Raw genomic sequence first — 14663 nt, 5'->3', positions numbered from 1 at the left:
GCCCGCACCCTCCGTTCAGCGCGCGCTTTCGGCTCGTCTCCGGATTTGAATCGGTCGTGCAACTTCGTGCCGTGGCGGCAACAGGCACCCTTGTTGCATTTCCTGTACGTACGGCCCGTATGCTTGTTGAATTTCGTGCTTGACGGCTGCGCTAATTAAGTGCTGTTATTAGCATTTAATATGACTAGATCTGCGACCGCATTGAACATCGATGTTGGTTCGATGACTTGAGTTCATGCCTCATTATGTGCCGCAGGGTGGATCACGGCGGCAACAGTTCTGGCGAGCGCTTGGCCGCAGGTGCAGTCCTTTAACCAAGGACGGAGCCACTCCCAAGTGGGTCAGCACACCCCTGAGGTAGTGATCCAACTGATAAAGGGGAGACCGTCGCGGACACGATCAACACCGGTCTGGATGTGTGCACGAGTGAAGAGCCGGGCTTCTGCGCCCGGTATCATCATCGAGTGATCCGACGCAATCCCGCCATGTAACGTTCGAGACCGTGCGCGGACATGCGCGGTAAGCAATATCCGACGCCGGCTCCGGGGGCTATCCGAATGCGATCGTCCGGGCGGACGCCCAAAGCAATGGATATGTACCGCCCTGCGGCAAATGGATTGCTTCGGGGCATCCAGTAACACCGAGGAGTATGGCCGCGACCATGCTCTGAAAATGGGAGGATAAACAATGAACCTGAACCTTGCCGTCTCGATCGCCATGGTGGTTTCCGGTCTGGCCGGCCCCGCTGTCGCTCAGGATAAGCCCCAGTTGGCTTTCGTCGTGAATGCCGCTTCTGACTTCTGGAAGCTCGCCGAAGCCGGCGTCAAGAAGGCTCAAGGGGAGTTGCCGGGCTACGAACTGCAGTTCCGCTATCCGGCTCAGGGTACCGCTGCCCTGCAGAATGCCCTGATGGATGACCTTGTCGCTGCCGGCACCGATGCAATCATGATATCGTCGGCCGACCCGAAGAACTCCATCGACGCATTCAATCGTGTTGCGGCCCAGGTGCCGCTGTTCACCACCGACAGTGACGCGCCCGCCAGCAAGCGCATCGCCTATCTTGGCTCCTCCAACACCTTAGCAGGCGTGCAGGCTGGCGAAATCGCCGTCGCCGCGATGCCCAAAGGTGGAAAATGCATGGGTTTTGTCGGGTTCCTGGGGGCCGACAACGCTATCGAGCGTATCGCCGGGTTCCGTAAGGCCGTGGAAAGATCCGGGATCGAGCTTGCCGATGTGCGCGGCGACGACGTCGATTTCGCCCGTGCCCGGTCCAATGTCGATGACGTGCTTGCCGCCAATCCGGACATCACCTGCATGGTAGGGTTTTATTCCTACAACCCACCAAAGATTTACGAGGCCCTCCAGGCAGCGGGCAAGCTTGGCGCCATCACGGTCATCGCATTCGATGAGGACCCGATCACCCTGGGTGCGGTGCGCGAGGGCAAGTTCGCCGGAACGGTCGTTCAGGATCCCTACCAGTGGGGCTATCAAGGCATGCATTTGATGGCGAAGTATCTCGAGGGTGACAAGTCGGGAGTTCCGGCGGATGGCCTCATCATTGTTCCGACCAAAGTCATCAACGCTTCCAACGTTGATGCCTTCGAGGCGGAACTCAAAGAGCGCATTGGCGGGTAAACTCCTGCCGGCCAGTGCAGCCGCATCGGGCTCGGGCGGTTCATCCGGCCCGGTGCGAGCTTGTTACTTTGAATATTTGGCCAATGGCGTCGACTATCTCTGCTTCCCGTAAATCAGATGGCCACGACACATGACGACGAAAGCGGATCGGAAGCGCCCCCTGTTGGTGCTTGAAAGCATTTCAAAAGCCTATCCTGGCGTGGTGGCCCTCTCCAATGTGTCCATGTCGGTCATGGCCGGCGAAGTGCTGGCCCTGATCGGAGAAAATGGCGCCGGCAAATCCACGCTGATGAAAATTCTGGGGGGTGTTGTCCAGCCCAGTTCGGGCCATATCATTGTCGATGATGTGCGATGCGACCGATTTCTGGTGACCGAGTCACAATCCGCGGGGATCGCATTCGTGCATCAGGAACTCAACGTCTTCGACAATCTCGATGTCGCTGCCAACATGTTCCTGGGCCGCGAAATACGCTCGGGTTTCCTCGGGCTCCTGGACGAAAAAGCCATGCGCGCCGCAGCCGAACCGCTTCTGCGACGCGTAGGCGCCATGTTCAAGCCCGACACACCCGTCGCTGATCTGTCATTGGCCGAACGGCAATTGCTCGAAATCGCCAAGGCGCTCTCCATCAAGGCGCGGGTCATCATCATGGATGAACCAACGTCATCACTGACGCTGTCAGAAACGAAAACACTGATGAACGTCATAGCCGATCTCAAGGCCGAGGGCATCGCCGTCATCTACATATCGCATCGGCTGAGCGAGATTGAGGAATGCGCCGACCGTGTCTTCGCGCTGCGCGACGGCAAGGCGGCCGGTGAACTCGGCAAGTTTGAAATAAACCATGACGCCATGATCCGCATGATGATCGGACGCGACCTCAATTCGTTGTATGCGCCGCCGGCCTCGCCCTGCCGGAGAGGCCATCTTGTCTCTGAGGGCTGTCCGAACCGGCGCAAAACCATGGGCTTTGGTCGATTTCGATATCCATTACGGGGAAATTCTGGGGGTGGCCGGACTGGTCGGCGCGGGACGAACGGAACTGGCCGAGGCCATTTTCGGTATCGGCACCATTCTCGAGGGCGAGATCATGCTCGCGGGCAAGCCGTTCAGCGCGGCTTCGCCGCGTGACGCTATCGAAGCGGGCGTCTATCTCGTGCCAGAGGATCGCAAACGCACTGGCCTCGTGTTGGAAAGCGCGATCTGCGATAATATTTGCCTCGCCGATCTTGGCGCAGTGTCCCGCAACGGCTTCGTTTCGCAAAACTTGGTTAAAGCGCGCGCCGAGGATCAGCGTACAAAACTTGCCATCAGAACCACCGATGTCATGCGCAATACTGCAGAACTCTCCGGCGGCAATCAACAAAAGGTTGTGTTGGGAAAATGGCTTTCCATGCGGCCAGTATTGATCATTTTTGACGAGCCTACACGGGGCATTGATGTCGCCTCCAAGGTTGAAATCTACAGGCTCATGCGCGCTTTGGCGGACGCAGGCGTTGGGGTCATGATGATCTCAAGCGACATGGAAGAAGTGATTGGCGTGTCCGACCGTATCGTCGTGTTGCGGGAAGGGGAAATCGCCGGATCGCTGTCGCGATCGCAGTTCTCCGAACACAATGTGCTCAAGCTCGCTGTCGGCGCAATTAGGAAAACCAATGCATAAGAAAGACCTCGGGTTGGCAGTTCTGATCATAATTGTGGGAGCGGTAGTCTATCTACGAAATCCGCTGTTCCTTTCGCCAATCAATCTGGGCAATACAGCCAACCTGATTGGCCTGTTCGGCCTCTTCGCTATCGGGCAGGGCTTTGTGATCATGACGGGTGGTATCGATCTGTCGGTTGGGTCGATGATTGCGCTGCTCGGCGTCATATTCGTCGACATGGTGGGTAAGTTCGGAGTGCCGTGGCCGGTGGCGATCCTTGTCGTTATCGCCATCGGAACGCTCCTCGGTCTTGCTCATGGCATTTTGATCACCAAACTCAGGATGCAACCCTTCGTGGTGACGCTGTGTGGCCTGCTGATCTATCGCGGCGTCGCGCGCGGCTATACGGGCGAAGCGACTGCCGGCTTTCCCTTCGGCGCGCACTATCCAGCATTGGAATGGCTGACCATTGGGCGCTCGTTTGGAGTTCCGCACTCCTTCTACGCCATGATTATCATCGGGATGGTCTGTTGGTTCGTGCTTCACCGCTCTGTCTTTGGCCGGCATTTGCAGGCGGTGGGCAAGAATGAGGATGCGGCACGCTACTCGGGCATCCGCACCGGTTTCGTCATCACCGCTGCCTATGTTATCTGTGCTGTGCTGACCGCCGTTGCCGCGGTTTATTTTGCTATGTTCACCAGATCGGTGCAGCCCTCGTCACATGGCAATTTCTACGAACTCTACGCTATCGCGGCTGCCGTCTTGGGCGGCTTCTCGTTGCGTGGCGGAGAAGGTTCGATCATCGGCGTCGTGTTGGGCGCGGTATTGCTCCAGGAGTTGCAGAACTTGGTCAATCTTCTCGGCATACCTTCCTCGCTCAACTTCGCGGTGATGGGAGCGGTGATCCTGTCCGGGGTCTTGGCAGATCAGCAATTCAACCGCTACCGGGCAAAGAGAAGGGCTGCGAACGCGATCCGCGTGCTGAATAGAAAAGGCTCGACGCCGCGTCAGGCGCCGGCCACTACCGACGAGATCGGATAGCGGATTGTTTCGCCATTTTCGACTGCAGGCACGCGCACCGGGTCAATGGCGACCGGGACGAACTCAAAGATACTCGGTGATTTCCCTGAATTCGTCGATGGGTTTGCGTTGTTGCTTTGGCAAGGCGCCGACAGTCTCTTCAAGGCAATGATCGAGATGATCCTGTATCAATGTACGCTTTGCCTGACGGGCTCTGGGGTTTGTTCCTTAACGCCCCGTCCCCCTCGAGGGGATATTCCAACGCAATTTTCGTGGATTTGTCAGCCCGATATTCTGCTTTGCGCGAGCAAACGGAATGGTGTCGGCCTGCCCCCTCATTGACCGGCCAACGTGCCTTTCAGTGCCCCCGACCGCTTGGATACAGCAACAGCTGGGACGAAATCACTCGTGTCAGCATGCGCCAGGTCTTGAATGATCGGACAATCTGGTCGGCTGTCGCCGTGGCAGTGCGTGGCGAGATGGCGCAACGTATTGGCCATTTCCTGAAGCTGGCGCATCTTCGCTTCCAACTCTTCGACATGTTCCAGCGCAATACGCTTTACATCGGACGATGCCCTGCTGCGATCGCGCCACAACGCCAGAAGGTGGCGAATTTGTTCGATTGAGAACCCAAGGTCACGCCCGCGGCGGATGAAGCGAAGCGTCTCCAGATCGTTGCCTGAATAGACACGATAGCCAGACCCTGTGCGATCCGCCGATTTGATCAGGCCGATCGACTCGTAGTGCCGGATCATCTTTGCCGAAACGCCCGAGGCGGTAGCTGCTTCGCCAATGTTCATCGTCTTGCTCCTGTCATTTCGTCTAACGCTCTGCATGAATGTCGGCCGCCCGAATACCCCGCTCGATGAAGAGAGGTGCCGTAGCATCGATCACGGCGGCCGGTCCGGCAAGATGGGCTTTCCAGCCATCAAGTCGCTGAGATCCTCGGCGGCGCCCGCTCCCACTTGATCATTGCGTCTTCCAGCTTGCGCTTCCTGCGACAAGACGGGAACAAAGCTGAGTTGCCGTACAGCATGCTCAATTCACGAAAGTGCTCAACCATATATAGGTCACGTGATGCCCTGACGCCAAAATAGACATCAATCGGTTGTCCCATGTTTGCCGTCTCGGCAACAGCCTTGACTGGTGCCAGGTCCGAGCCACCCGCTATGGCGAGAATAGGTCCGCGGTGTTTTTCCCGCAGGAAGGATGAGCTGAAAGGACGTCTCCGGGCCCGCCTGGGTAAGGATGCGTGCACTTGTGGTGCCACCCGCCACATGTCTGACGTGGAATTCGACCAGTTCCTCATCCGAAGTTGAATTGATTGCGTTTTCCGATCTTGACCCATACCAGCGTCTGCGCGATCATGCCCCGTGCAGTGGAGGGCTGAACCTTTTTGAGCCGCAGGGCGTTGGTCAGCACGAACACACTCGAAAGGGCCATGGCACCCGCTGCAAGCACGGGTGACAACAATGTGCCATTAACCGGATAGAGCGCGCCTGCAGCCACCGGAATGAGCGCCGCATTGTAGGCAAAGGCCCAGAACAGGTTCTGGCCGATGTTCCGGATTGTCGCTCTCGACAGAGCAATGGCATTAACCACGCCGCGCAGATCCCCGGACATCAGCACCACGTCGGCACTTTCAATCGCCACATCTGTGCCGGTGCCGATGGCAAGGCCGACATCCGCGGCGGCCAGCGCTGGAGCGTCGTTGATACCGTCGCCGACAAAGGCGACGCGCTGCCCCTTTGACGCCAGCCACTTTACCGCCTCGACCTTACCATCAGGCAGCAATTCTGCCACAACTTCGTCGATCCCCAGACGGCGGGCGATCGCCTCGGCGGTGCGGCGGTTGTCGCCCGTAATCATCGCAACCTTGAGGCCGAGTGCATGCAATGCGGCAATTGCTTCGGACGTCGTCGGCTTGATCGGGTCGGCAACCGTGATGATCGCAGCAAGCCTGCCATCAACGGCAGCATAAAGCGGTGACTGCCCTTCCCGGGCAAGGCGCTCGGCATCATTGGCAAAAGGGGCGACGCTGTGGCCGAGCCTTACCATGAACCGGTCGGCGCCTACTTCGACTTTCCGGCCGGCAACCATTGCGGCAACGCCAAAACCGGGTGTTGCTGCGAAATTATCTGCGGCAGCGAGCGGCAAGCCGTCACGCCTGGCGGCGTCGACAATGGCCTCGGCAATGGGATGTTCGGATCGCGCTTCGAGTGAGGCAACGAGGCTCAAGATTTCGTTGCGACCGAAACCTTCGCTCGTCTTGAAATAGGCAAGTGTCGGTTCGCCGAGTGTCAGCGTACCGGTCTTGTCGAGCGCGATGACTTCAGCGTCGCGCAGCGTCTGCAGGGCATCTCCTCGGCGAAACAGCACACTCATTTCCGCTGCACGGCCAGTCCCCACCATGATCGACGTCGGCGTTGCCAGCCCCATCGCGCAGGGGCAGGCTATGATCAAAACGGCGACCGAATTCACAAGGGCAAAGGTCAGGGCGGGATCGGGACCGAAAATGAGCCAGACAATGAACGTCGCGGCAGCCGCAAGCATGACAGCGGGCACGAACCAGTTTGTCACCTTGTCCACCATCGCCTGGATCGGCAGCTTGTCCGCCTGAGCCTCCTCGACCATGCGAATGATCTGGGCAATCAGCGTGTCACTTCCAACCTTCGTTGCCTCAAAGGTGAAGGAGCCGTTCTTGTTGACCGTCCCGCCAACAACGTCCGAACCGCCGGCCTTGTTCACGGGCACGGGCTCGCCAGTGATCATCGATTCATCCACGTAGGACGACCCGTCGATCACCACACCGTCAACCGGGACTTTCTCGCCGGGACGGACAATGATCACATCGCCCGTGTGTACCTCCTGAAGTGGTACATCGACCGCTTCCCCATTGCGCAGAACACGCGCCGACCTGGCCTGCAGTCCGAGCAGCCGCTTGATCGCTTCGCTCGTGCAGCCCTTGGCGCGGGCTTCAAGATAGCGGCCGAGCAGGATAAGCGACACGATAACCGCGGCAGCCTCATAATAGACATTGGTTGTGCCTTCGGGCAGGAGTTGCGGCGCAAAGGTGGCGACGACCGAGAAGCCCCAGGCCGCGGTGGTACCGAGTACGACAAGCGAATCCATGTCGGGTGCCAAGCGCAACAGTGCCGGCACGCCCTTCCTGAAGAAGCGCAAGCCAGGACCAAACAGCACCAGCGTGGTCAACAGAAACTGGAGATACCAGCTCTCCCGCATGCCCACGGTTTCCATGACGAATTCGTGGATAGCGGGCACGAGATGCGATCCCATTTCAAGGATAAACACCGGTATCGTCAGGACGGCAGCGGCTGCGAGACTGATCTTCAGGCTGCGCAGCTCGGCTTCGCGCCGGTCAGGCTCGCCATCTTCGGCCTTGCCTGTTGCGACCTCATTGGCTGCGTAGCCTGCAGCCTTGATGGCCTGTGCCAGACGGGAAGCGGTCGTACTTGCGCTCGCAACCCGCACGGTTGCCCGTTCCGTCGCCAGGTTGACGCTGGCATTGGTGACACCGGAGACGGCTTTGAGCGCCTTCTCGACCCGGCCGACACAGGACGCACAGTTCATGCCTTCGATATCGAGCTCGATAGTTCTTTCGCCCACCTCGTAACCGGCATTGCGGATCGCATTGATCACGGCTGGAACGTCGGGCGTGCCGGAAAAGGCAATATCGGCGCGTTCTGTTGCAAGATTAACCGAAGCCTTGGCAACGCCAGGCACATTTGCAATGGCTTTCTCCACCCGGCCAACGCATGAGGCGCATGTCATGCCTTCAATGACCAGTTGATGATTTGGGCGAATCTGCACGTCTGGCATGCTCATTGGAAGACCTCTTTTGTCCTGGTACCAGCAAGATAGGGCTTCCCATCGTGGTAAGGTCAAGGCCTTTGAAAGCACCCATTCAAGGCAGACACGTGCAGCAACGCCGGTCAATTCTCAGTTGACGCCACAGGCGATTTCCTATCGAGCAATGCCTGGAGTCCGAGAGCAGGATATTGCCTATCAAGATCGAGAACGTCTTCAAGCAGTTCGGCGATAATCCAGTCGCGGATGTGCGACACCACTGGGCGGCGCGGCTTGTCGCGCATGCGCACCAGATGACAAAGCCGCCCCGTTACCATCAGATCCTGCCGCGCAGGGACCAGTGCCCGCGTGCGCAGCCAGTGCGCAACGACATTCAGCCAGCCCAGGGCCACACCCTGACCGAGCAATGCCGCTTGCACAACAATCGCATAGTCCGAAAAGATGAGCGAATTGACCGTTTCTCCGGCCTGGCGGGGCAGGAACAGACCGGACCAGTCGGGCTGGGCACTATCCAGATTAACGATTGTATAGACGGGCGCCTCCACCCCTTCCTGTCCGGTCGCGTACTGCTCATAATAGGATGGGCTGCAAATCGGCATCAGGATTTCCGGCATGATCAAAACGGCTTCGTGCCGTTCATCCGAGCCGTCGACAAAGCGCATTCCAAGGTCGACATCGGCAACTGAACCACCAAGTGCACCTATGACAAGTTGGAAGCGCAGGTCGACATTCGGGAAGTCTGACTTGAACTTGCTCATTCGTGGCATCAGCCAATGCGTGGTGAACCCGGTTGAAACCGAAAGCGAAACCGTTTCGAGACCGGTCTGGCGGTCCTCGATTTCGCGCAACGCATTTTCAATTCCCGAAAAGCCTTTGGTTATGCTCTCGAACAGGATCGTGCCCGCTTCACTTAAGGACGATCCTGTCGCAATGCGAACGAAAAGCCGCGTGCCGAGATGGTCTTCCAGCCGCGCGATCATCCGGCTGACCGCAGCGGGTGTGACATTCAGTTCGTTCGCCGCTTTGGAAAAATTCCCGCAACGGGCTGCCGCCTCGAAAGTAAAGAGGGCATTCATCGACGGCAGGGAACGGCGCAGCAAGGTCATTACACCATGTAACACCTCAGCCAACTTTTTTTCAATTGCCAGCTCATCCATCTTTTGATCTGTTATCGTCAACAGGCTTTTTGGAAAGGCCAAGAACAAGGGGAATTCGATACGGTTTTGTCGTCTGGCGGGTAGTCCTTGGCCAGCGAAAGGAGCTGTATATCTCTGCTCAATGAACAGGATTGCATCTGGCTTCGGTGCTGGTTTGCAAGGAAAGTTGCAGTGGATCTCAATGAATATCGCAAATAATATTGAAAGTGTCGGCGTATCGATCCGCAATGCTCGCAAGAGTTACGGAGCCTTTCATGCCCTGGACGACGTAAGCCTCGAGGTCGGTGCGGGTGAGTTCGTTTCCCTCCTTGGCCCCTCGGGGTCGGGCAAGACCACCTTTCTCGGCATTCTCGGCGGCTTTGTGCAACCCACCTCCGGTTCGGTGTTTCTCGGCGAGAGGGATATTACATATGCTCCGCCCCACAAGCGCGATATCGGTATCGTTTTTCAGAACTACGCGCTGTTTCCGCATATGAGCGTGGGCGAGAATGTTGCTTTCCCGCTGCGCGCACGCCGCCAGCCGAAGTCAACATGGGCGGCCAAGGTGCGGGACGCGCTTTCGATGGTCGAACTCACAGGCTTCGAGCACCGGCGCATTACCGAACTTTCCGGCGGCCAGCGGCAGCGCGTTGCCCTTGCACGCGCCATCATCTTCGAACCGCGGCTTATTTTGATGGATGAACCGCTGTCTGCGCTGGACAAACAGTTGCGCGAGAACATGCAGATTGAACTGCGCCATCTGCACCAGAAACTGCGCGCAACCATCATTTACGTGACCCATGATCAGCGGGAAGCGCTGACGATGAGCGACCGTGTCGCCATCATGAATCGCGGCAAGATCGTGCAGATCGATACACCGGTCCGGCTGCACGATCATCCGTCGGATTCCTTTGTTGCAAGCTTTATCGGCGAAGCCACCCTCGTTCCTGTGGACTATGCGGCGACAGGGAGTGCCAGGCTTGGACCATACCATCTGCACTCCGCCCACCCGGTCCCTCAAGGCAAAGAAATTTTTCTCGCTGTCCACGCCGAGAAATTGCTGATTGCGGACGAAGCCGATGACGGCATCCTCAATCGCATGGCCGGCACCGTGACTGAGGTCCTCTATCAAGGTGAAAGTGCTCGCGTCTTCGTACAACTCGACGATGGGACCAAGTTGAGCCTGCGCCAGCCGAGCAATCACACGGGCCTGACAAAGATCAAACCCGTGGGATCCAGAATGACCATCGGGCTCCATCCCCAGGATACGATCGTGGTTCCCAAGGCCGCCTATTAATCAATAACCGCAATCCGAACAAACTGACGAGAGAATGCAAATGTCACTTACAACCTTCAAAGTCCTCACATTCGACGTTGTCGGCACACTGATCGACTTCGAAACGGGCGTCATCAGCGCCATCCGCGAACTTGGCGGCGACAAGGCAGCCAGGGCTCCCGAAGACGAAATTTTCGAAGCCTACAAGCGCGGCAGGGACAAATTCTACGGCCGCTCCAGCTTTGCCATGAAGGACGTCTATCTATCGCTCGCCACTGAACTCGGTTTGCGGAACGACGATGCAACGGCTGACGCCTTCCAGCTTTCGATATTCCGCTGGCCCGCTTTCGCCGATTCCGTTGCCGCGTTGAAGCGGCTGCGCAAGAATTTCCGCCTGGTTGCCATGACCAATGCGGATCGCACTGCCTTTTCCGCTTATTCCGCCACGCTCGGCAATCCCTTCCATGACAGCGTCACATGCGATGAGACGGGTGTTGCCAAGCCGAACCCGCAGTTCTTCGCGTTCAATCGCGGCCGCCAGTCCGCGCATGGCTACCAGTTCAACGAGATCCTCCACGTGGCACAGAGCCAGCACCACGATATCGGTGTCGCCAAGGATCTTGGCTACACCGTGTGCTGGATCGAGCGCCGACAGGGCCTGGAAGGTTTTGGCGGAACCCCCGCCCCGACAACGCTGACAAAACCCGACTATCATTTCTCGTCGCTGAAGCAGCTTGCCGACGCGGTGGACGCGGAAATTCTCAGCTTCCACAATTCGGCAACGGCAGCCTGATCCGGAGAAGCAGATCCATGGTCTCCGCCCCGCCCCTGTCTGAAATCACATCACTGTGGAGTGATACGGTCGCCAGTGAGCCGCGCTTTGGCAAACTGTCCGGCAACAGGCAATATGATGTCGCCATCATAGGCGGTGGCTATACGGGGCTGGCAGCCGCCCGCTATCTGGCACGCAAGGGCCTTAGCCCCGTCGTGCTTGAGGCGAGCCGCGTTGGCTGGGGTGCGAGCGGACGCAATGGCGGCGTGGTTTCGGGCAAGTTCCGCCTGACCTTCTCCGGCATTGCCGAAGGCTGGGGCATCGACATGGCGCGGCACATGCACGACCTCGGTATCGAGGCCATTGATCATGTCGGCGAACTGGTCGAAGCCTATGATATCAAAGAGGCAAACTTTCAGGAAAGCGGCAGCCTGCGCTGTGCCCACAATGAAAGTTCGCTCGCTGCCCTCAAGCAGGAGGTCGCATGGCTTAACGATGTGCTGGGCGATCATTCCACGTCCATTCTTGCGTCATCACAAATGCTGGAGGAAACCGGGTCGGAAGGTTTTACCGGGGGACTTCTCAATACCCATGGCGGCGTCATCCACCCCCTCAATTTCGTTCGCGGCATTGCTGCCGGAATAGCCGCCGAGGGCATTGCGATTTTCGAACAGAGCCCGGTCACCTCGATACGGCGTGACAGCGCAGGGCTGGTGCTCGAAACGCCCAGCGGAACCATCAATTCCCGCCACGCAGTCATGGCGACGAATGCCTACTCGGATCTGACTGCAGCCACACAAAGCGTGCAGCGAACCCTTATCCCCTTCCGCAGCGCCATTATCGCGACCGAACCGCTAACCGGCAAGCCGGCGGCAACGCTGCTTTGCAAGGGCCGCAGCTACACGGAGACACGGCGCATGATGCGCTGGTTCCGCAAATCTGGCGACCGGCTGCTGTTCGGCGGTCGCGGTGCGTTCGGCAAGACCGATTCACCATCGGCCTTCGCCGCCTTGCAAAAAGCCATGGTCGCGCAGTTTCCGGAACTCGCCGACGTCCAGGTAACGCATCGCTGGTCGGGGCTGGTTGGCATGACACTCGACAGCATTCCACATGTCGGCCGGCTCGACGACAGGATCAGCTATGCCGTCGGATATAATGGCACCGGAGTCGCGATGTCGACGCTGATGGGCAAATATCTGGCGGAGATTGTCACTGGCAACAGGCCGAATATCGGACTTCTTGCGTCAGAACGCCTGAAGAAAGTCCCCTTCTACCCCATTCGAGAACCCGCCGTCCGGCTTGTTGCCGGCTGGTACCAGTTCCTTGATGCAATCGGGCGATAAGACCCGTCGATTTGAGCGACCGCTAAAGAGGCCTGGCGCCTCACGAAAAACAGAGGAGAACGAGCATGCGGTACCAACATTTTAAAGTTACCCTCGCGGTGGCTTGCGCGGGCACGGCCCTGATGGCCACAAGCGCATTTGCCGAGCAGATCACCTTCATTTCGCAAGGGGGTGCCTATCAGGAGGCCCAGACCAGGGCCATCCTTGATCCGGTTGCCGAAAAACTCGGCATCACCATCAATCAGGACAGCTCGCCCGATGCCTGGCCAGTGATCAAGACGCAGGGCGCGACCGGAAAGCCGGTCTGGGATGTCGTTGATACGCCAACCAAAGACTGCATCCGCGGCGGTGAACAGGGGCTGATCGAAAAGCTCGATTTCAGCAAGATTCCCAACGCCGAAAAGATGCCGGAAAAATACAAGACGCCTTATTCGGCCGCATATGAATTCTATTCGAGCGTGCTGGCCTACAACAAGAGCAAGTTCGGCGATAATCCACCGCAGTCATGGGCGGATTTCTGGGACGTGAAGAAGTTCCCTGGAACCCGCGCGCTTCGCAATCATCCCCTGGCCACGCTCGAAGCCGCACTTCTTGCCGACGGCGTTGCACCTGACAAGATCTACCCGATCAATGTCGACCGGGCGTTCAAGAAGCTGGAAGAGATCAAACCGCATATCACGGTCTGGTGGACCTCCGGTGGTCAATCGGCCCAGCTTTTGAGTGACGGCGAAGTCGACATGGAAATGGCTTGGAACGGGCGCGTCAGTGCGGTTCAGAAAGAAGGCGGCGATGTCGGCTTTACCTTCAACCAGGGTTTTTTGCAAAACACCTCGCTGTGCATTCTCAAGAACGCGCCGAGATCTGGAAACGGCCATCAAATTCGTGAACGAGGCGCTGGCACCGGAAATTCAGGCCAATCTGCCACTTGAGATCGACTATGGACCCGGCAACCCCGAAGCCTTCAAGACTGGCAAGATCCCGGCTGAACGCGCAGCCGAACTGCCCAGTTCACCGGACAATGCGGCAAAGCAGGTTCTGATCTCGACCGAATGGTGGAGTTCAGCGGAAGGGGAAGCCGTTCAAAAGCGCTGGGCGGAGTTTATCCAAAAGCCATGACATATAGTCTGACGGGAGGATTTTCCTTGCCTCGATCGCGACCCGAAGCCTTCCGGCGACACGACCGCCAGGAGCAGATACTGATGTTTCTGCTCCTGGTGCCGGCTTTGGCCGTCATCGTTACCCTGCTGCTTGTTCCCCTGCTGTGGCTCGCCTGGCAATCGGTCTATCATGACGGGTTCACGTTGGAAAATTATCGGCGCATCTTGAGCGAAGATGTCTATTGGCACAGCTTTCTCCAGACATTCCGCATCGCCTTTGTCGTGACCGCGGCGACAGCCCTACTCGGTTATCCCGTCGCCTATGTGGCGGCATCGCTGCCGCGCCGCTGGAGCATCGTGGTTCTGGCGATGGTCGTGCTTCCATTCTGGACAAGTGTTCTGGTACGCGCCTACGCCTGGCTGATCCTCCTGCAGCGCACAGGCATCATCAACAGCACCCTGAAATCGCTGGGTCTGATTGATACGCCTTTGATCCTGGTGAACAATGAATTTGGTACCGTCATTGCTACGGTGCATATCCTGCTGCCCTTCATGGTGCTGCCGCTTTATGCCACCATGCAGAAAATACCCGCGGAGCTGACCATGGCTGGCGCCAGTCTTGGCGGAACGCCGGCGCACGTCTTCTTGCGCGTATTCCTGCCCTTGTCGCTGCCAGGCATCATCGCCGGCGCTGTGCTTGTCTTTGTCCTGACACTCGGTTTCTACATCACCCCTGAGCTTTTGGGCGGCGGGCGGACCTTCATGGTCTCCATGCTCGTCAGCCGCAACGTCGAGCTCTATAACGAATGGGGCGCAGCAAGTTCGATCAGTGTCGTCCTGCTTGCCTGCGTCTTCGCCATCTTCTGGGCCGCCAGTCGCTTGATCCCGGTCGAGCGGCTGATGGGAATGAGGTGA

Annotated in this window: 12 protein-coding genes and 2 pseudogenes; 9 read left to right on the top strand and 5 right to left on the bottom strand. The window is 58.1% G+C overall.

Going from position 1 to position 14663, the window contains the following annotated elements:
* The first annotated feature begins 687 nt into the window (after positions 1 to 687).
* From N8E89_RS21510 to N8E89_RS21500, 4 genes are all read left to right on the top strand, one after another.
* Positions 688 to 1635, top strand: coding sequence for a sugar-binding protein (locus tag N8E89_RS21510; protein WP_262263142.1), 948 nt, complete (start codon positions 688 to 690; stop codon positions 1633 to 1635).
* A 130-nt stretch (positions 1636 to 1765) separates the two neighbouring features.
* The gene (locus N8E89_RS21505) at positions 1766 to 2764 is read left to right on the top strand and encodes an ATP-binding cassette domain-containing protein (RefSeq protein ID WP_410010447.1); all 999 of its coding nucleotides are present in this window, start codon (positions 1766 to 1768) and stop codon (positions 2762 to 2764) included.
* Positions 2652 to 3296: an ATP-binding cassette domain-containing protein gene (locus tag N8E89_RS29445; protein ID WP_410010455.1), complete on the top strand. Its 645-nt coding sequence runs from the start codon at positions 2652 to 2654 to the stop codon at positions 3294 to 3296. Before N8E89_RS21505 ends, N8E89_RS29445 begins: the two co-directional genes overlap by 113 nt.
* Positions 3289 to 4317 (top strand): ABC transporter permease, encoded by a 1029-nt coding sequence (locus tag N8E89_RS21500; RefSeq protein WP_262263141.1) that lies wholly within the window; start codon positions 3289 to 3291, stop codon positions 4315 to 4317. The genes N8E89_RS29445 and N8E89_RS21500 overlap by 8 nt, the downstream gene beginning before the upstream one ends.
* Positions 4318 to 4380: 63 nt before the next feature.
* On the opposite strand, the pseudogene N8E89_RS21495 reads toward N8E89_RS21500, so the two are convergent.
* The 5 genes and pseudogenes from N8E89_RS21495 to N8E89_RS21480 form a co-directional block, all read right to left on the bottom strand.
* Positions 4381 to 4503, bottom strand: a pseudogene (locus N8E89_RS21495) (metal resistance protein); the annotation flags it as partial.
* A gap of 128 nt (positions 4504 to 4631) precedes the next feature.
* A complete protein-coding gene (cueR, locus tag N8E89_RS21490) occupies positions 4632 to 5096 on the bottom strand; it encodes a Cu(I)-responsive transcriptional regulator (RefSeq protein ID WP_262263140.1) in 465 nt (154 codons plus the stop codon).
* Positions 5097 to 5224: 128 nt separating this feature from the next.
* A complete protein-coding gene (locus N8E89_RS29440; RefSeq protein WP_410010446.1) occupies positions 5225 to 5413 on the bottom strand; it encodes a hypothetical protein in 189 nt (62 codons plus the stop codon).
* Between the two features lie 188 nt (positions 5414 to 5601).
* Positions 5602 to 8142 (bottom strand): heavy metal translocating P-type ATPase, encoded by a 2541-nt coding sequence (locus N8E89_RS21485; protein ID WP_410010445.1) that lies wholly within the window; start codon positions 8140 to 8142, stop codon positions 5602 to 5604.
* 107 nt (positions 8143 to 8249) lie between these two features.
* Complete coding sequence (locus tag N8E89_RS21480) at positions 8250 to 9230, bottom strand: LysR family transcriptional regulator (protein WP_262263282.1); 981 nt, start codon at positions 9228 to 9230, stop codon at positions 8250 to 8252.
* Between the two features lie 232 nt (positions 9231 to 9462).
* On the opposite strand from N8E89_RS21480, the gene N8E89_RS21475 reads away from it, so the two are divergent.
* From N8E89_RS21475 to N8E89_RS21455, 5 genes and pseudogenes are all read left to right on the top strand, one after another.
* Positions 9463 to 10557 carry an ABC transporter ATP-binding protein gene (locus N8E89_RS21475; RefSeq protein ID WP_262263139.1) on the top strand — a complete coding sequence of 365 codons (1095 nt, stop codon included), beginning with the start codon at positions 9463 to 9465 and terminating at the stop codon, positions 10555 to 10557.
* Positions 10558 to 10597: 40 nt separating this feature from the next.
* On the top strand, positions 10598 to 11329 hold the full coding sequence (locus tag N8E89_RS21470) for an HAD-IA family hydrolase (RefSeq protein ID WP_262263138.1): 732 nt from the start codon (positions 10598 to 10600) through the stop codon (positions 11327 to 11329).
* Positions 11330 to 11346: 17 nt separating this feature from the next.
* A complete protein-coding gene (locus N8E89_RS21465; protein ID WP_262263137.1) occupies positions 11347 to 12651 on the top strand; it encodes an NAD(P)/FAD-dependent oxidoreductase in 1305 nt (434 codons plus the stop codon).
* Between the two features lie 122 nt (positions 12652 to 12773).
* Positions 12774 to 13767 (top strand): annotated as a pseudogene (locus N8E89_RS21460) (ABC transporter substrate-binding protein).
* An 83-nt stretch (positions 13768 to 13850) separates the two neighbouring features.
* A complete protein-coding gene (locus tag N8E89_RS21455) occupies positions 13851 to 14663 on the top strand; it encodes an ABC transporter permease (protein ID WP_262263136.1) in 813 nt (270 codons plus the stop codon).

The sequence above is a fragment of the Phyllobacterium sp. A18/5-2 genome, assembly GCF_025452215.1.
Taxonomy (GTDB): domain Bacteria; phylum Pseudomonadota; class Alphaproteobacteria; order Rhizobiales; family Rhizobiaceae; genus Phyllobacterium; species Phyllobacterium sophorae.
The sequence above is the reverse complement of the archived record's forward strand: the minus strand, read 5'-3'. Positions and strand labels throughout refer to the sequence as shown.

What these genes read in the sequence shown, in the direction of transcription:
- N8E89_RS21510 (WP_262263142.1), top strand. Translation starts at nt 688, where the DNA reads ATGAACCTGAACCTTGCCGTCTCGATCGCCATGGTGGTTTCCGGTCTG.
- N8E89_RS21505 (WP_410010447.1), top strand. Translation starts at nt 1,766, where the DNA reads ATGACGACGAAAGCGGATCGGAAGCGCCCCCTGTTGGTGCTTGAAAGC.
- N8E89_RS21500 (WP_262263141.1), top strand. Translation starts at nt 3,289, where the DNA reads ATGCATAAGAAAGACCTCGGGTTGGCAGTTCTGATCATAATTGTGGGA.
- cueR (WP_262263140.1), bottom strand. Translation starts at nt 5,096, where the DNA reads ATGAACATTGGCGAAGCAGCTACCGCCTCGGGCGTTTCGGCAAAGATG.
- N8E89_RS29440 (WP_410010446.1), bottom strand. Translation starts at nt 5,413, where the DNA reads ATGGGACAACCGATTGATGTCTATTTTGGCGTCAGGGCATCACGTGAC.
- N8E89_RS21485 (WP_410010445.1), bottom strand. Translation starts at nt 8,142, where the DNA reads ATGAGCATGCCAGACGTGCAGATTCGCCCAAATCATCAACTGGTCATT.
- N8E89_RS21480 (WP_262263282.1), bottom strand. Translation starts at nt 9,230, where the DNA reads ATGACCTTGCTGCGCCGTTCCCTGCCGTCGATGAATGCCCTCTTTACT.
- N8E89_RS21475 (WP_262263139.1), top strand. Translation starts at nt 9,463, where the DNA reads ATGAATATCGCAAATAATATTGAAAGTGTCGGCGTATCGATCCGCAAT.
- N8E89_RS21470 (WP_262263138.1), top strand. Translation starts at nt 10,598, where the DNA reads ATGTCACTTACAACCTTCAAAGTCCTCACATTCGACGTTGTCGGCACA.
- N8E89_RS21465 (WP_262263137.1), top strand. Translation starts at nt 11,347, where the DNA reads ATGGTCTCCGCCCCGCCCCTGTCTGAAATCACATCACTGTGGAGTGAT.
- N8E89_RS21455 (WP_262263136.1), top strand. Translation starts at nt 13,851, where the DNA reads ATGTTTCTGCTCCTGGTGCCGGCTTTGGCCGTCATCGTTACCCTGCTG.